The sequence below is a fragment of the Bacillus sp. PSXD-155 genome, assembly GCF_049310765.1.
Taxonomy (GTDB): domain Bacteria; phylum Bacillota; class Bacilli; order Bacillales; family Bacillaceae_G; genus Bacillus_A; species Bacillus_A cereus.
Genome location: NZ_JBMOWC010000002.1, coordinates 188,033 through 205,079, shown reverse-complemented (window position 1 = coordinate 205,079; position 17,047 = coordinate 188,033). Strand labels below are relative to the sequence as shown.

Genomic DNA, 17,047 nt, shown 5'->3' with positions numbered 1-17,047 from the left:
ATGACTATTTTTCGCCCATAGGGGGGAGACAATTGTGATTCAAACGAAACAAAAAGGCTTGCAAGAAGTTCTTATTGCAGCTATCAAGCGTGCAACTAACGAAAAAACATTGGTTAGTTTTGTAAAACAAATAGACTGGGTGGATCCGCTTCTGTTCTATGCAGCAGGAAAAAGGATTTCATTCGAAAATAGATGTTATTTTGCAGACCCGGCTCAGCATGTAATATTTGCAGGAATTGGCTCTGTTTTCACTATAGCAAATTCTTCTCATAAGCGCTTTCAAACCGCTCGTGACGAGTGGGAGAAAGTAAAAGAGAATGCATTTGTCCAAAGAGATGAATATGAATTTGGAACGGGTCCGCTTTTATTTGGTGGTTTTTCCTTTGATCCAGAAAAAGAGAAAACGGACCTATGGAAAGAGTTTAAAGATACGACATTTTCACTACCAGCATTTTTATTAACTGTAAAAAATGAAAAAGCATGGTTAACGATGAATACATTTGTTGCAGCAACAGATTGTGCAGAAACTCTTTATAATGAAATAATTTCTTTAGAAGAGAAAATTTTTGAGGAGAGTAAATGTGCGCTAAACGGATCGAAATTAACTGTTATTTCTAAAGTAGAAGTGGATCCGAAAGGCTGGATGAAAGCAATTGAAAAAGTACAAGATGAGATGAAGCAGGGTAACGTGCAGAAGGTTGTATTGGCGAGGGAACTAAAAGTAGAGATGAACCATTCGATTGATTCTGCTCTTGTTTTAGAAGCACTTCGCATTGGTCAACCGGATTGTTACGTATTTTCTTTTGATTATAAAGGAGCATGCTTCTTAGGAGCGACGCCTGAGAGATTAATTCGCAAAGAAGATGAGAAATTTACATCGATGTGTCTTGCTGGTTCAATCGGTCATGGTCATTCTATAGAAGAAAGTGAACGAAATAGTAATGCGCTTCTTCATGATGAAAAGAATTTAGCTGAACATGGTTATGTTGTTAACATGATCCGCTCGGTACTAAATGAACATTGCGAATACGTTAATATTCCGGAAAGCCCAGGTTTATTAACAACGAAAAACTTAATTCACTTATATACGCCTGTAGAAGCAAAAGGCGATGCGAGTCTTTTAACAATGGTAGAAGAATTACATCCAACACCAGCTCTTGGCGGGACACCTCGTTTGGAAGCGATGAAACTGATCCGTGATGTTGAATTGTTAGACAGAGGGTTGTATGGTGCACCGATTGGCTGGATAGATGATGAAGGAAATGGTGAATTTGCGGTTGCGCTGCGCTGCGGATTATTAAACGGCGAGAAAGCATCCTTATTTGCCGGTTGTGGTATTGTAATTGATTCAATCCCGCAGCTTGAATATGAAGAAACAAGTTTGAAGTTTAGACCGATGCTTGGTGCTTTGGAGGAATTAATGAAATGAACAATCATATAGAAGCATTATCATATTATTTAGGCGCGTTCGTGGATGAACTGACGCGTCTAGATGTATGTGATGTTGTCATTAGTCCAGGCTCACGGTCAACGCCGATTGCTTTACTAATGGAACAACACGAAGGAATGAACACATATTTACATGTAGATGAAAGATCAGCTGGATTTTTCGCGCTCGGTATTGCGAAAGCGAAAAAACGCCCAGTAGCATTATTATGTACGTCAGGAACAGCAGCAGCTAATTACTATCCAGCTGTATGTGAAGCTTTTCATTCAAGGGTCCCGCTTATCGTCTTAACAGCGGATAGACCGCATGAATTAAGAGATGTGGGTGCACCACAAGCAATGAATCAATTTAATTTATACGGTACTTTTGTGAAACAATTTACAGAGATGGCACTGCCAGAAGCGAGTGAAGCGATGTATCATTACGCTCGTATGACGACGCAGCGCATAGTAGCAAATGCTTGTTTAGCGCCGCAGGGTCCTGTTCATCTTAATTTTCCAGTTCGCGAGCCACTTATCCCTGATTTCTCACTAGGAAGCTTATGGGATAAAGGACGTAGTGAATATACAGGAGTAGTTCAGCAAGGAAACGTGACGATGCCGAGTGAATATGTAGATTCTCTTGTAGGGCGCCTTTCACATATGGAAAAGGGGCTTATTATTTGTGGAGATGATAGTCATTCAGAAATTGCAATGTTTGCAACGCAACTAGCTGAAAAAACTGGCTATCCTATATTAGCAGACCCACTTTCTAATATTCGTAGCGGACACCACGATAAAACGATGGTAATTGACTGTTATGATACATTTTTACGAAATGAGCAGTTAAAAGAAAAATGGAAACCGGACGTGTTAATTCGCTTTGGTGGTATGCCTATTTCTAAATCATTAACGCAGTTCATAAAAAAACAAACGAAAGCAGTTCATATCGTTGTCGATGAATCAGGACAATGGAGAGATCCAGCTCTTGTTGCGACAGAAGTTGTGCAAGCAAGTGACATTGAATTCTGCAAGGCAGTAATAGAAAAAATGCCAGTTATGAAGAAGAATGATTGGTTCGTAATGTGGCAACATATAAACGAAAAAACGAAGGAAACGCTTCGTGAAATGGAAACATATGAAACTGCATTTGAAGGAAAGGTTATTACAGATATTGTGCACGTATTACCAGAAGACGCAACGTTATTTGCGAGCAATAGTATGCCAATTCGTGATACAGACTCATTCTTCTTCACATCGGATAAAAACATCCATGTGATGGCAAACCGTGGCGTAAATGGTATTGATGGAATCATTTCGACAGCTTTAGGAGCGAGCATTATTTGCGATCCACTTGTATTAGTGATTGGTGATTTATCATTTTATCACGATTTAAATGGGCTATTAGCAGCGAAATTACATGAATTAAACATAACAATTGTCGTTGTAAATAATGATGGCGGGGGTATTTTCTCATTCTTACCACAATATGAGAAAAAGGAACATTTTGAATCATTATTTGGAACACCAATTGGACTTGATTATGAGCACGTTGTCAAAATGTACGGTGGTTCATTTAGCCGTGTAAATGGTTGGGAGCAATTCCGTGAAGAAGTACAAAAGGGAGCAACGACAAAAGGTTTACACGTTGTGGAAATTTGTACGAACCGTGATGAAAACTTAACATTGCACCGTACGTTATGGGCAAAAACACAAGACGTAATTACTACATCGTTGCAAGGTGAATCAAAATGAACGTAACACTGCAAGGTGTATCGTATGAATATGAAGTAGTTGGAAGCGGGGAACCACTTCTACTTCTTCATGGTTTTACGGGAAGCATGGAAACGTGGCGTTCTTTTATCCCTTCATGGAGCGAGCAGTTTCAAGTTATTGTAGTAGATCTTGTTGGACACGGAAAGACCGAGAGTCCTGAAGATGTTGCGCATTATGATATCCGAAATGTGGCATTGCAAATGAAAGAACTATTAGATTACCTTCAGATTGAAAAAGCACATATACTTGGCTATTCAATGGGCGGTAGATTAGCGATTACGATGGCATGTCTATATCCAGATTATGTACACTCTCTTTTATTAGAAAATTGTACAGCTGGGCTCGAAAACGAAGAGGATAGAAAAGAACGTCGTGAAAAAGATGATCGACTTGCTAATAAAATTGAGCGAGAAGGCGTTCAAAGTTTTGTTTCTATGTGGGAAAATATTCCGCTTTTTGAAACGCAAAAACGTTTAGCAGAAAACGTACAAGAAGCGGTGCGAAAAGAACGGCTTGCTAACAATCCAAAAGGACTTGCAAATAGCTTGCGCGGCATGGGAACAGGGGCTCAGCCTTCATGGTGGGATGAGCTACACAACTTGAAAATGCCTGTTCTTTTAATGAACGGAGAATATGATGAAAAGTTCTTTCGCATATTAAAAAACATCGAAAAATACGTTTCTGATGCGAAAATTGTCAAAATTGATGGTGCTGGCCATGCAATTCATGTGGAACAACCGGAAAAGTTTGATACAATAGTAAAGGGATTTCTAAAAACTATGCAGTGATGCTTTTTTCAGTAAGAAGGAAGTCACACTTATAGAGGAGATCAGAAATATACAAGGAGGTAGTTGTAATGGCTATTGAATGGGTAACAGAAGGCAATTACGAAGATATTATTTATTCAACATACAATGGTATCGCAAAGATTTCGATTAACCGCCCTGAAGTACATAACGCATTCCGTCCAAAAACGGTAATGGAGTTAATCAATGCATTTGCACACGCTCGTGATGATGCAAATGTTGGCGTTATCATTTTAACAGGAGAAGGTGGACGTGCATTCTGTTCTGGCGGCGACCAAAAAGTTCGCGGTCATGGTGGATATGTAGGTGACGACCAAATCCCACGTCTAAACGTATTAGACTTACAACGTCTAATTCGCGCAATTCCTAAACCAGTTATCGCAATGGTAGCAGGTTATGCAATCGGCGGTGGACACGTACTTCATATCGTATGTGACTTAACAATCGCTGCAGACAACGCTGTATTCGGACAAACAGGTCCTAAAGTAGGAAGCTTTGACGGTGGATACGGAGCTGGTTACTTAGCTCGTATGGTAGGCCACAAGAAAGCTCGCGAAATTTGGTACCTATGCCGTCAATACAACGCACAAGAAGCGCTTGATATGGGCTTAGTAAATACAGTAGTACCATTAGAAGAGCTTGAAGCAGAAACAGTACAATGGGCACAAGAAATTTTAGCAAACAGCCCAATGGCACTTCGTTTCCTAAAAGCTGCATTCAACGCAGACACAGACGGTCTAGCTGGTATTCAACAACTAGCTGGAGATGCAACGTTATTGTACTACACAACTGACGAAGCAAAAGAAGGTCGCGACGCATTCAAAGAAAAACGCAGTCCGGACTTCGGTCAATTCCCTCGTTTCCCGTGATCAAACCAAAAGCGGAAGCAGCTCACCCACAAAGTGAGACGCAACCAAAAGAACAAACCGGAAACAAAACAACTAAGAGACTTGATGTCATATCAAGTCTCTTTCTTTCATGAAAGGAGAATGAGTAATGGAGACGATGCCTAATTGGTTAATGCAGCGTGCATTTTTAACACCAGATCGCACTGCAATTGAAATAGAGGAAGAGAAAGTTACTTTTATACAGCTACATGAAAAAGTAGTATCTGTTTGTGAACACCTTACGCATGTAGGAGTGAAGCGTGGGCAAAAGGTGGCTGTTCTGATGAAAAATGGTATGGAGATGATTACAGTTATTCACGCCCTATCTTATGTAGGTGCAGTAGCTGTGCTTTTAAATACGCGTCTTTCAAGAGAAGAGCTACTTTGGCAAATGGATGATGCTGAAGTTGTTTGTTTAGTGACGGATCAAGATTTTGATGCTAAAGATGTTCCTGTTTATTCATTCGCCGAAGTGATGAATGGACCAAAAGAGGAAGCCTCTATACAAGAAGAGTTTTCTTTAGAAGAAGCGATGACAATTATTTATACATCTGGGACAACAGGCAAACCGAAAGGAGTTATTTTAACGTACGGAAATCATTGGGCAAGCGCAGTTGGTTCGTCGCTTAATTTAGGACTTCGTGATGATGATTGCTGGTTAGCCTGCATGCCGATGTTCCATGTTGGCGGGCTATCTCTTTTAATGAAAAACATTATGTACGGCATGCGTATTTTACTTGTTCCGAAATATGATGCTGATTTTATTCATAAAGCACTTCAAAAAAGAGGAGTAACAATTATTTCTGTCGTTTCTAAAATGTTAACTGATTTATTAGAGCGACTTGGGGCAGAGACATATCCATCTTCTTTACGATGCATGTTACTTGGCGGAGGACCAGCGCCAAAACCACTATTAGAAGCATGTGTAGAAAAAGGGATTCCTGTATATCAAACGTACGGTATGACAGAAACATCTTCGCAAATTTGTACGTTATCCGCAGATTACATGTTAACGAAAGTAGGATCAGCTGGAAAACCACTATTTCAGTGCCAACTTCGTATTGAAAAAGATGGCGTAGTAGTGCCACCATTTGCGGAAGGTGAGATTGTAGTAAAAGGACCGAACGTAACAGGCGGTTACTTTAACCGTGAAGATGCGACGCGAGAGACTATTCAAAACGGATGGCTTCATACTGGCGACCTCGGTTATTTAGACGAAGAAGGGTTTTTATACGTATTAGATCGTCGCAGTGATTTAATTATTTCTGGCGGAGAGAATATATATCCAGCTCAAATTGAAGAAGTGTTGCTTTCTCATCCGGCAGTAGCGGAAGCTGGTGTTGTCGGCATGGCTGACGATAAATGGGGACAAGTACCAGCTGCTTTTGTTGTGAAAAGCGGGGCGGTAACAGAAGAAGAAATTCTTCATTTTTGCGAGGAGAAGTTAGCGAAATATAAAGTGCCGAAGAAAGCATGTTTCTTAGAGGAATTACCACGTAACGCTTCGAAAAAATTGTTAAGACGAGAGTTAAGACAATTAGTGGAGGAGATGTAGGTGGAAATAAAAAAAGCGACACTGTATATAACGGAAATGCCACTCGTAATCCCGTTTGCTGCAAGCTACGGGACTTACGAAAAGCGTGAGAGTATCGTTATTGAATTAGAGGATACGGACGGGTACATCGGATTTGGGGAAGTCGTTGCATTCTCTGAACCGTGGTATACGGAAGAAACGGTGAAGACAGCGCTGCATGTACTGCAAGACTTTTTAATACCTGATTTATTAAAGGCTGAAATTTCTCATCCGAATGAGGTACCGGGTCTATTTCAACATATAAAAAGAAACCGAATGGCAAAAGCCGGAATAGAGGGGGCTGTTTGGGATTTATATGCGAAGCGTCAAAAGAAATCGCTAGCGACAGTACTTGGCGGAACTAGTCATGAAATTGAAGTCGGCGTTGTAATTGGGATTAATACGATTCCGGTTATGTTAAAACAAATCGAGAAGTACGCGGAAGAAGGATACGAGCGTTTTAAAGTGAAAATAAAGCCAGAGCATGATTATGAGTTATTAAAAGAAATTCGAAAAGAGTTTCCGCATATCCCGCTAATGGCTGATGCAAATTCAGCATATACATTAGCGGATACAGAGAGGCTGAAACGACTAGATGAATTCCAATTAATGATGATTGAACAACCGTTAGCGGATTACGATTTTCTTGATCACGCGGAGTTGCAAAAGAAAATTGAAACGCCGATTTGTTTAGATGAAAGTATTCATGGTTTAGAAGACGCACGCGTTGCGATTACGCTTGGTAGTTGCCGCATCGTTAACATTAAGCCAGGGCGAGTGGGCGGATTAACAGAGTCGGTTCAAATTCATAATTATTGCATGGAGCATAACATACCCGTTTGGTGCGGCGGTATGGTAGAAATGGGGGTTTCACGAGCGCAAAATGTTGCTCTTGCTTCACTGCCGAACTTTACGATTCCTGGTGATATATCCGCTTCTAGTAGACATTGGCAGAGGGATATTATTTCACCGGAAGTGACGCTTGAGGGCGGGAAAGTGAGGGTGCCGCAAAGCGTTGATGCTGAGTATGAAGTAGATCGCGGAAGGCTGGCGGAAATCACGAAGCAGCGAATTGTTTTTGAGCGGTAAAGGGGAGTTTCCTTAGGCTGCCCGCAAGTAGCGAGAGGATTTTGTCGTTCATTGTCGGTAAGTCGATATATTTCAATAATCGCTGATATAATTTTATTTACAAAGGTTACTTTAACGAGTAGCCTTTTTGTATTGTACAAATTGGATAGACTAGTTTACAATCGAGCGTATAAAAATGGAATGAAAAAGGGGGAGTAAAATGAAACGCATTTCAATTTTAATCGCTGATGATGAGGCGGAAATTGCTGACTTAATTGAGATACATTTAGAAAAAGAAGGGTACCATGTTGTGAAAGCAGCGGATGGGGAAGAGGCGGTTCATATTATTGAAACGCAGCCAATCGACTTGGTAGTTTTAGATATTATGATGCCGAAAATGGATGGTTATGAGGTGACGCGTCAAATTCGCGCGAAACATCATATGCCAATTATTTTTTTAAGCGCGAAAACTTCGGACTTTGATAAGGTGACAGGTCTTGTACTAGGTGCGGATGATTATATGACGAAGCCTTTCACACCGATAGAATTAGTTGCACGTGTAAATGCACAACTGCGTAGGTTTTTTACGTTAAATCAACCGAAAGTAGCGGAGAGTAAATCTGCTTTAGAAATAGGCGGAGTCGTAATTAATCCTGAGCGCAGGACGGTTGATGTGTATGGTGAGCAAATTGAATTAACGCCGAAAGAGTTCGATATTTTATATTTATTAGCGAGTCATCCGAAGAAAGTATACAATGTGGAAAATATTTTTCAGCACGTATGGGCGGATGATTATTATGAAGGTGGAAATACAGTAATGGTACATATTCGTACTTTGCGGAAGAAACTTGGAGAAGATAAAAGAAAGGATAAATTAATAAAAACAGTGTGGGGAGTAGGTTATACTTTCAATGGCTAATATGATGAAAAGTTTTCGATTTAAAATGATTGCCTTATTTGCGTTAAGTATGGTGCTTGCAGCAACTGTAACTTATATAATTTATAAAGGATTGCAGTTGTATTATAAAACGATGGTTCGCTACGAAGAGCCTTTAGCACAATTTAGGTCAATGGTAAGGGAATTTGGAGACATTAACTTCTTTTTAATTTTCTTTATTCCGTTATCTATTATCTTTTTCTTCTTTTTGACAAAACCGTATTTAAAATACTTTGATGAAATTTCTAATGGGATTCATCATCTTGCGAACGGTAACTTTACGAATAAAGTTCAAGTTTCATCAAATGATGAGTTTGGAAATATCGCGCGTGAAATAAATGTTGCAAGTGAAAAGTTAAAAGAAGCTGTTGAAAGAGGAGATTTTGCTGAAAGTAGTAAAGATCAGCTCGTTGTGAATTTAGCTCATGATTTAAGAACACCGTTAACATCCGTGTTAGGATATTTAGATTTAATTCTTAAAGATGAAAATTTAACAAAAGAACAAATTAAACATTTCTCCACAATTGCATATACAAAATCGCAAAGACTGGAAAGTTTAATTGATGAGCTATTTGAAATTACACGTATGAATTATGGCATGCTAAACCTGGATAAAAAGCCGATTGATATAAGTGAGTTGCTTATACAGTTAGAGGAGGAATTGTATCCGTTATTAGAAAAACATCATTTAGAAGCTAGATTGAATGTGGATCCTCATTTACCGATGCACGGTGATGGGAAATTGTTAGCTAGAGTATTTGAAAACTTGTTAACAAATGCCGTTCGTTACGGGTATGATGGGCAATTTGTTGATATGAATGGGTATGTTGATAATGGAGAAGTTGTCGTACAAATTATGAATTACGGAGATAGCATTCCAGAAGAAGATTTACCTTATCTTTTTGATATGTTTTATACAGGTGATAAAGCGAGAACAGAGAACCGTGGCGGGACAGGCCTTGGACTATTTATTGCGAAAAATATTGTCGAGCAACATAACGGTACGATTTCTGCTGAGAGCAATGTAGTTAGAACGCTATTTGAAGTACGATTGCCAAAAGACGAGAATGTAACAATTTAATAAAAATTTAAACTTTACCCCACTTTTTATTTTAATAGTTTTTTCTATTCTATACGTAAGTTACGTTAAGGAGGAACTAGAAATGAAAAAGTGGGTATTTATTTCTTTTTTTATAGCATTCACAGTATGTGTAGGCGTTTATATATCACCGTTATTTCAAAAGGAAATCGATGTTAAAATTGTCGGGAAAGATGAGCTAGTAAAGGCGGCAAACACCGAGGGGAAAGAGATTACGAAGGAACAAATTTATAAGGGCGATTTATTATTAGTTAACAGGGATTATCCAGTAAAAAAAGATAGTATTAGGTCTGATATTATAAATGTAAATCATAATAGTGAATTAGTAAGAGGTTATGTAATATTTGATAGAAATCTTCGTTTATCAAAGGATGTTGTGAAAAAGTTTTTGAACGTTGTCGATGCGGCTGGAAAAGAAAGTGTTAACCATTTTTTGATTAGTAGTGGTTATAGAGATTTCCAAGAGCAAAAACAGCTATATGAAAAAATGGGATCTGATTATGCACTTCCAGCAGGATACAGTGAACATAATTTAGGATTATCACTGGACATTGGGTCTACTCAAAAGAAAATGGAGAAAGCGCCTGAAGGAAAATGGATTGAAGAGAACGTATGGAAGCATGGCTTTGTATTACGTTATCCGAAAAATAAAAGTAACATTACTGGAATTCAATATGAGCCATGGCATATCCGTTATGTCGGCCTACCTCATAGCGCAATTATGCAAAAAAAGAATTTTACACTAGAGGAATATTTAGAGTTTTTAAAAGAGGAAAAAGAGGTTTCAACTGAAGTAGAAGGTAAGAAATATACTGTTTCTTATTATAAAGTTTCTGAGAATACGAAAGTGAACGTTCCAGCAAACAAGCAGTATGAAATTTCCGGGAACAATATGGATGGGGTTATTGTGACGGTTCAGGAATAGAGAAAAAGGCTGTGCCATTTGGAACAGCCTTTTCTTATATAAGAAAGGAAGTGACGTTTTTTGTCGGTAAATCGATATTCTTTGTCGAATCGTTAATATATTATAAGTTATGATAGATATAATTGAAAAATCGTTGATATATTGTAAGTTATGATAGATATATTCAAAAAATCGTTGATATAATTTCCTATACTATTAGCATTTTGGAGGAGCATCTTTTTATGTATTTTTAAACATTATAACGTTATATTTACTTCTCCCTTTTTTTGTGTTACGCTAAAAGTGTGAAAGAGATATAAAATGAAACTTTAATGTAAGCGTATTCTTATGGCTTCTTATAGAAAAGGGTGGAAATACAATGACAGAACGATTCGTACTACGTAATGTGAAACGTGTGAACGGGGAAGAGATTGACATTGTAATTGAAAATAACAAAATCGCACAGGTGACGAAAGCTGGTGCTGGCGAGGGTGGAAAGGTTCTTGATTACTCTGGTACTTACGTATCGAGTGGTTGGATTGATTTACACGTTCATGCTTTTCCAGAGTTTGATCCGTATGGCGATGAGGTGGATGAAATTGGCGTTAAGCAAGGGGTAACGACAATTGTTGATGCGGGTAGTTGCGGTGCTAATCGCATTGCAGATTTAGTAAAAAGTAGAGAGCAGGCAAAGACAAATTTATTTGCCTTTTTAAATATTTCTCGCATCGGTTTGAAACGAATTGATGAACTATCCAATATGGAATGGATAGATAAAGAGAAAGCGATAGAAGCAGTAGAAAAGTATAAAGATGTAATCGTTGGGTTAAAGGCGAGAATGAGTAAAAGTGTCGTTTGTGATAGTGGAATTGAACCGCTGCATGTAGCGCGCGCTTTATCTCGAGAAACATCATTACCGATTATGGTACATATCGGTTCAGCGCCTCCCCGTATAGAGGAAGTTGTACCTCTTTTAGAAAAAGATGATGTGATTACACATTATTTAAACGGGAAAGAAAATAATTTATTTGATGAAGAAGGGAAACCGCTACCTGTGTTGTTAGATGCGGTGAATCGCGGCGTGCATTTAGATGTTGGTCACGGTAATGCTAGCTTTTCTTTTAAAGTAGCAGAAGCGGCGAAGCGTCACGATATTGCCTTTAATACAATTAGTACGGATATTTACCGGAAGAATCGTATACATGGTCCAGTGTATAGTATGGCTCACGTTCTTTCGAAATTCCTTTACTTAGGTTATCCGCTAGAAGAAGTGATTGATGCGGTTACGAAAAATGCGGCAGAGTGGCTTAAGAAACCAGAGCTTGGCCGTATTCAAGAAGGGGATATTGCAAACTTAACTTTATTTACGGTTAAAGATGAGAAGGTTACGTTAATTGATTCAGAAGGGGATCAGCGCATTGCTGAAAAAAGAATTGATACGAAAGGGGTTGTAATTAATGGGTCATTCATTGAATGCTAAGTACGGATTAAAAAGAGTGATTAATGCGAGCGGTAGAATGAGTATTTTAGGTGTATCTGCTCCTACAGATACAGTAATGGATGCGATGAAACATGGTGGACAAAATTATGTGGAAATTGCTGATTTAGTAGATAAAGCAGGAGACCATATTGCGAGAATTCTAGATTCAGAGGCAGCGGTCGTTGTGAATTCAGCATCGAGCGGAATTGCGCTTTCTATCGCTGGTATCGTTACAGAAGGAAATCGCCGTAAAAGTGAAAGACTTCATCAAGAAGTAATCGCGAAAAACGAAGTGATTATGTTAAAAGGTCATAACGTTCAATACGGTGCTCCTGTTGAAACGATGATTTACTTAGGTGGAGGAAAACTCGTTGAAGTTGGCTACGCAAATGAAGGGAAAGCAGAACATATTGAAGATGCGATTGGCGAAAATACAGCAGCAATTCTTTATGTGAAATCACATCATGCAGTGCAAAAAAATATGATTTCTGTTGAAGAAGCATGGGAAGTAGCGCAGCGAAATAACGTACCACTTATCGTTGATGCGGCAGCTGAAGAAGACATTCAAAAATATGTGAAGTATTCAGACCTTGCCATTTATAGTGGTTCAAAGGCAATTGAAGGACCTACTTCTGGTATTGTTGGCGGTAAACGAAAATATATCGAATGGCTGAAAGTGCAATTACATTGCATCGGAAGAAGTATGAAAGTCGGGAAAGAGACAACTTTTGGCTTACTTCAAGCGCTTGATGAGTACGGAGTAAAAGAAGATAAGAGCGAGCAAGAAAAAGAATTGCTACTAGTACTTATGCCGCTAAAAGAATTAAATGGTGTAAATGTAACGATCGTTCAAGATGAAGCTGGAAGAGCAATCTTTAGAGCTCGTATTCATATTAACGAGAAAGAGTTAAACAAATCAGCAAGAGATGTTGTGACTGCATTACGCGAAGGGGAAATCGCCATTTATACACGTGATTACGGAGTAAGACAAGGATTCTTTGATATTGATCCACGTCCACTTCAAGGTGATGACATACATGTGATTGAAGAAAAATTGAGAGAAATCGTAGGGGGAAACTAAAATGACAAACATTCAAAACCGTTTTTATAAAGGCCGCGTAGCATTAAATGTATTAGCAAACAATATAGAAAATGCAAAAGATATTTTTGAAGCAGCAGAAGGTTATGTAGTAGTGGGAGTGTTATCAAAAGACTACCCAACAGTAGAAGAAGCTGTTACAGCTATGAAAGCATACGGAAAAGAAATTGATGACGCTGTATCAATCGGACTAGGCGCAGGAGATAATCGCCAAGCAGCAGTTGTAGCTGAAATTGCGAAGCATTATCCTGGTAGCCATATTAACCAAGTGTTCCCTTCAGTTGGAGCAACGCGTGCAAATCTCGGCGAAAAAGATAGCTGGATTAATAGTTTAGTATCACCAACAGGAAAAGTAGGTTACGTAAATATTTCTACTGGCCCAATTAGTGCGGCTGGAGAAGAAAAAGCAATCGTTCCAATTAAAACAGCAATCGCACTTGTGCGTGATATGGGCGGAAATTCATTGAAATACTTCCCGATGAAAGGGCTAGCTCACGAAGAAGAATATCGCGCAGTTGCGAAAGCTTGTGCAGAAGAAGGATTCGCATTAGAGCCAACAGGTGGAATTGATAAAGAAAACTTTGAAACAATTGTACGTATTGCGCTTGAGGCAAATGTAGAGCAAGTTATCCCGCACGTATACTCTTCTATTATTGATAAAGAAACTGGTAATACGAAAGTAGAAGATGTTCGTGAATTATTAGCAGTCGTGAAAAAGCTAGTTGATCAATATGCGTAAGAAAATTGCAGCGTTCGGCGAAGTAATGATGCGCCTGCAAGTACCTGGATATGAATTGTTGTCGCAAGCTAACACGTTAAATTACTCATTTTCAGGTACAGGTGTGAACGTTGTAGCGGCACTTTCTCACTTAGGGCATGAAGGGCTTCTTATTTCAACTTTACCGGAAAATTCGGTTGGAGATGCAGCTGTATCTTACATTCAAAAGTTAGGGATTCAAACTTCTCTTGTTTCAAGAGGCGGTAAATATGTAGGTATGTATTTTTTAGAAAATGGATTCGGTGCACGTGCAAGCCGCGTTACATATTCGAATCGATTAGAAAGTAGCTTCAATACGGCATGTGAAGAAATGTATCAATTTGAAGAAATCGCTAAGGAGATTGATATCGTTCATTTTTGCGGTATTACACTTGCGATGAATGATACTGTACGCCATCATATGAAGTCTTTAGCCAGAGCAGTTAAAGAAAACGGAGGAACCGTCGTTTTTGATTGCAATTATCGTCCATCACTTTGGGGAGAAGACGGATATGAACAGGCAAAACCGCATTATGAAGAAATGCTGGGGCTTGCTGATATCGTTATGATGAACGAAAAAGATGCGATGTTCGTTCTTGGAATGAAAACAGAAGAGACGGAGCGAGAAGCGCAGCTGCTGGATCTTATTCCAAAGGTAGCTGAAACGTATCATATCGCTACAATCGCTGGTACTCATCGCTCTATTAACAGTGATAATACACATTCGCTTCGCGGGTTTATATGTAAAGATGGTTCGTTAACTTTTGCAAAAACACTTACGTTTTCTGTATATGATAGAATAGGTGCTGGAGATGCTTATACGAGCGGAATTATTCATGGCGAGATAAAAGAGTTTGCACCAGAGAAAGCTGTTTCATTTGCGTCAGCAGCTGGAATGCTAGCACATACAATCGTCGGTGATACGCCAATGTCATCAGAGAAAGATATACTTCGGGCGATGACGGCATCAGTAGGTGATGTAGAAAGGTAGTGGGTGTAACAGTGAACGTAACGAGGAAAAAAGGACCATTATATTTACAAATAAAAAATATTATTCGTGATCGAATATTGCATGGCGTATATGCGATTCATACGAATATTCCTTCAGAACCGCAATTAGAAGAAGAGTTCAAAGTTAGTAAGATTACAGTGCGTAATGCGATTAAAGAACTCGCTCAAGAAGGATATTTGGAAAAGAAGAGCGGCAAAGGAACGAAAGTGATTCGTAATACTTCTGCGACAAAACTGTCAAAGGGTAAGAAATTTACAGAAGTGTTAGTGGAAGAAGGATATAAAGTACAAAAGAAATTATTAAAAGCAGAAATCGTTCATAATGAGGAAGGAACAGTGCCGTTTCGATTATTCGGTAAAGAGAGTTTTCGTATCGAGCGCCTATATATGTTAAATGATACGCCGTATATTCATTATACGCACTATTTCTCAGCTCGAATGGCGAGTACAGATTTATCGGACTTTGATTTACAATCGCTTTACGATTTAGTTGAGGACCGAGGTATACATTTAGAAAACTTCAGAGATGAATTCGCGGTTGGGCTTGCACCTAATTTCGTTGCAGAAGCGCTAGGTGAAAAAGAGGGAACAGCGTTATTAAAACGTATGCGCTATTCTTATGATGAAGTTGGCGAAGTAATTGAATATAGCGAAGGCTACTACAATACAGAAATGCAGCATTATGTAGTGAATTATGACGTATAAAAAAGAGGGGATGTTCCCTCTTTTTTTATAAAGTAAAACTTTAATTAGTGGAGGAGGGCATCACCCACTAATTATTAGCCCACACCAATCGGGATAAAAGTAAGGAGAATGAGAGATGGATATATACTTATTAATCGTCACGTTACTTGCGATCACAATTGTTATTTTAGGGGTATCATGGTGGAAATGGCATGCATTTATTAGTTTAACAGTTGCGAGTTTGTTTTTAGCTATTATGTCTGGACTGAACTTAACGAAAATAGTGGCTGCCTATGAAACTGGTGTTGGTAGTGTACTAGGTCATTTAGTTGGTATTTTGGCACTTGGAACTATACTCGGGAAAATGATGTCTGATTCAGGAGCAGGCATGCAAGTTGCAGATTTCTTTATTCGATTTTTCGGCGTAAAAAAATTACCTTGGACTATGTTATTTGCAGGTTTTGTTATAGGGATTCCCGTCTTTTTTGAAGTAGGGATTGTTATTTTATTACCACTTGTAATTTCAATTCGAAAAACAACGAAGCAAAACATATTATTAATTGCTTTACCTGTTATTGCGGGATTATCTATCGTACATGGGCTAGTACCTCCGCATCCAGGTGCCATGACTGCAATCGGTATTTATAACGCGAACTTAGGAAAGGTACTTTTATATTCATTAATTATCGCGTTACCGACGGCTATTATAGCAGGCCCAATATTTGCAAAGTGGGTACATAAGAGGGTTATACCTGAAAATGAACCGGAGCTTGTTCGAGTTACGACAGTATCAACTGATTTGCCAAGTCGTAAAGTTTCATTCTTTATTATTTTATTACCAGTTGTATTGATGATTTTATCAGTAGTTGCACCATATATTTCATTACCGAAAAAATTGACTGAATTTTTCGTGTTTATAGGAAGTCCAGTAATCGCCTTACTTATTTCATGTTTCGCAGCATTTTATTTACTTGGTATCAAACAAGGTATTAATAAAAAGATGATTAAAAAATTAACAGATGAAAGTTTATTGCCTGTCGGTTCTATTATTTTAATAATTGGTGCAGGCGGTGGATTTAAACAAATATTAATTGAAAGCGGCGTTGGAACAGCTATTGCACAAATGGCAGAACATATTTCGTTATCACCAATCGTATTAGCTTTCATGGTAGCTGGTTTAATTCGAATTGCAACAGGTTCAGCTACAGTAGCATTAACGACAGCAGCAGGGATTGTTTCACCAGTTATTCAGCACATGTCTGGTGTGAATTTAGAGCTTCTCGTTATTGCAACCGGTGCAGGTTCATTAATGTTTTCTCACGTAAATGATGCAGGGTTCTGGCTTGTAAAAGAGTATTTAGGTTTGACGGTGAAGGAAACGTTTAAAACGTGGACGGTACTCGAGACATTGTTATCATTTATTGCATTTGGTTTTGCTCTTTTGTTGAATATGTTTCTTTAGGAGAGGAGATCAGATTTAAACGAATAAAACCTACAGAGGAAATGTAATTTCTCTGTAGGTTTTATTCGTTTTTTGTGCT

General features: G+C 38.6%; 15 protein-coding genes. All 15 read left to right on the top strand.

The genetic code is table 11. The features are described 5' to 3' along the window. Positions 1–34: 34 nt before the first annotated feature. The 15 genes from ACO6VI_RS02530 to gntP all read left to right on the top strand — a co-directional run bounded on the left by ACO6VI_RS02530 (position 35) and on the right by gntP (position 16,968). On the top strand, positions 35–1,429 hold the full coding sequence (locus ACO6VI_RS02530) for an isochorismate synthase (RefSeq protein ID WP_000616734.1): 1,395 nt from the start codon (positions 35–37) through the stop codon (positions 1,427–1,429). Next, positions 1,426–3,180, top strand: a complete 1,755-nt coding sequence (gene menD / locus ACO6VI_RS02525) for a 2-succinyl-5-enolpyruvyl-6-hydroxy-3-cyclohexene-1-carboxylic-acid synthase (RefSeq protein ID WP_063548911.1) — start codon at positions 1,426–1,428, stop codon at positions 3,178–3,180. Before ACO6VI_RS02530 ends, menD begins: the two co-directional genes overlap by 4 nt. Continuing rightward, positions 3,177–3,989 (top strand): 2-succinyl-6-hydroxy-2,4-cyclohexadiene-1-carboxylate synthase, encoded by an 813-nt coding sequence (gene menH / locus ACO6VI_RS02520; protein ID WP_063548909.1) that lies wholly within the window; start codon positions 3,177–3,179, stop codon positions 3,987–3,989. The genes menD and menH overlap by 4 nt, the downstream gene beginning before the upstream one ends. A gap of 68 nt (positions 3,990–4,057) precedes the next feature. Then, positions 4,058–4,876, top strand: a complete 819-nt coding sequence (gene menB / locus ACO6VI_RS02515; protein ID WP_000963892.1) for a 1,4-dihydroxy-2-naphthoyl-CoA synthase — start codon at positions 4,058–4,060, stop codon at positions 4,874–4,876. A 127-nt stretch (positions 4,877–5,003) separates the two neighbouring features. Further along, on the top strand, positions 5,004–6,449 hold the full coding sequence (locus tag ACO6VI_RS02510) for an o-succinylbenzoate--CoA ligase (RefSeq protein WP_063548907.1): 1,446 nt from the start codon (positions 5,004–5,006) through the stop codon (positions 6,447–6,449). Next, on the top strand, positions 6,450–7,556 hold the full coding sequence (gene menC, locus ACO6VI_RS02505) for an o-succinylbenzoate synthase (protein ID WP_063548905.1): 1,107 nt from the start codon (positions 6,450–6,452) through the stop codon (positions 7,554–7,556). Positions 7,557–7,755: 199 nt separating this feature from the next. Further along, the gene (locus ACO6VI_RS02500; protein WP_000822510.1) at positions 7,756–8,454 is read left to right on the top strand and encodes a response regulator transcription factor; all 699 of its coding nucleotides are present in this window, start codon (positions 7,756–7,758) and stop codon (positions 8,452–8,454) included. Then, positions 8,447–9,553, top strand: coding sequence for a sensor histidine kinase (locus tag ACO6VI_RS02495; RefSeq protein ID WP_063548903.1), 1,107 nt, complete (start codon positions 8,447–8,449; stop codon positions 9,551–9,553). The genes ACO6VI_RS02500 and ACO6VI_RS02495 overlap by 8 nt, the downstream gene beginning before the upstream one ends. Before the next feature lie 82 nt (positions 9,554–9,635). Next, positions 9,636–10,496, top strand: coding sequence for a D-Ala-D-Ala carboxypeptidase VanY (locus tag ACO6VI_RS02490; protein WP_000759402.1), 861 nt, complete (start codon positions 9,636–9,638; stop codon positions 10,494–10,496). Positions 10,497–10,854: 358 nt separating this feature from the next. Then, positions 10,855–11,955 (top strand): amidohydrolase/deacetylase family metallohydrolase, encoded by a 1,101-nt coding sequence (locus tag ACO6VI_RS02485; RefSeq protein ID WP_098033593.1) that lies wholly within the window; start codon positions 10,855–10,857, stop codon positions 11,953–11,955. Beyond that, a complete protein-coding gene (locus ACO6VI_RS02480) occupies positions 11,933–13,036 on the top strand; it encodes a DgaE family pyridoxal phosphate-dependent ammonia lyase (RefSeq protein WP_098033592.1) in 1,104 nt (367 codons plus the stop codon). Before ACO6VI_RS02485 ends, ACO6VI_RS02480 begins: the two co-directional genes overlap by 23 nt. A 1-nt stretch (position 13,037) precedes the next feature. Then, positions 13,038–13,793: a 2-dehydro-3-deoxy-phosphogluconate aldolase gene (gene dagF / locus ACO6VI_RS02475; protein ID WP_088021547.1), complete on the top strand. Its 756-nt coding sequence runs from the start codon at positions 13,038–13,040 to the stop codon at positions 13,791–13,793. Then, positions 13,786–14,802, top strand: a complete 1,017-nt coding sequence (locus ACO6VI_RS02470) for a sugar kinase (protein ID WP_001227512.1) — start codon at positions 13,786–13,788, stop codon at positions 14,800–14,802. Before dagF ends, ACO6VI_RS02470 begins: the two co-directional genes overlap by 8 nt. Continuing rightward, complete coding sequence (locus ACO6VI_RS02465) at positions 14,802–15,527, top strand: GntR family transcriptional regulator (RefSeq protein ID WP_000539259.1); 726 nt, start codon at positions 14,802–14,804, stop codon at positions 15,525–15,527. Before ACO6VI_RS02470 ends, ACO6VI_RS02465 begins: the two co-directional genes overlap by 1 nt. Before the next feature lie 115 nt (positions 15,528–15,642). Beyond that, the gene (gene gntP / locus ACO6VI_RS02460) at positions 15,643–16,968 is read left to right on the top strand and encodes a gluconate permease GntP (RefSeq protein WP_161520168.1); all 1,326 of its coding nucleotides are present in this window, start codon (positions 15,643–15,645) and stop codon (positions 16,966–16,968) included. Positions 16,969–17,047 lie beyond the last annotated feature (79 nt).

Excerpts from the sequence above, each read along its gene's own strand:
- menD (WP_063548911.1), top strand. The coding sequence starts at position 1,426 with ATGAACAATCATATAGAAGCATTATCATATTATTTAGGCGCGTTCGTG.
- menH (WP_063548909.1), top strand. The coding sequence starts at position 3,177 with ATGAACGTAACACTGCAAGGTGTATCGTATGAATATGAAGTAGTTGGA.
- menB (WP_000963892.1), top strand. The coding sequence starts at position 4,058 with ATGGCTATTGAATGGGTAACAGAAGGCAATTACGAAGATATTATTTAT.
- ACO6VI_RS02510 (WP_063548907.1), top strand. The coding sequence starts at position 5,004 with ATGGAGACGATGCCTAATTGGTTAATGCAGCGTGCATTTTTAACACCA.
- ACO6VI_RS02500 (WP_000822510.1), top strand. The coding sequence starts at position 7,756 with ATGAAACGCATTTCAATTTTAATCGCTGATGATGAGGCGGAAATTGCT.
- ACO6VI_RS02495 (WP_063548903.1), top strand. The coding sequence starts at position 8,447 with ATGGCTAATATGATGAAAAGTTTTCGATTTAAAATGATTGCCTTATTT.
- ACO6VI_RS02490 (WP_000759402.1), top strand. The coding sequence starts at position 9,636 with ATGAAAAAGTGGGTATTTATTTCTTTTTTTATAGCATTCACAGTATGT.
- ACO6VI_RS02485 (WP_098033593.1), top strand. The coding sequence starts at position 10,855 with ATGACAGAACGATTCGTACTACGTAATGTGAAACGTGTGAACGGGGAA.
- ACO6VI_RS02480 (WP_098033592.1), top strand. The coding sequence starts at position 11,933 with ATGGGTCATTCATTGAATGCTAAGTACGGATTAAAAAGAGTGATTAAT.
- dagF (WP_088021547.1), top strand. The coding sequence starts at position 13,038 with ATGACAAACATTCAAAACCGTTTTTATAAAGGCCGCGTAGCATTAAAT.
- ACO6VI_RS02470 (WP_001227512.1), top strand. The coding sequence starts at position 13,786 with ATGCGTAAGAAAATTGCAGCGTTCGGCGAAGTAATGATGCGCCTGCAA.
- gntP (WP_161520168.1), top strand. The coding sequence starts at position 15,643 with ATGGATATATACTTATTAATCGTCACGTTACTTGCGATCACAATTGTT.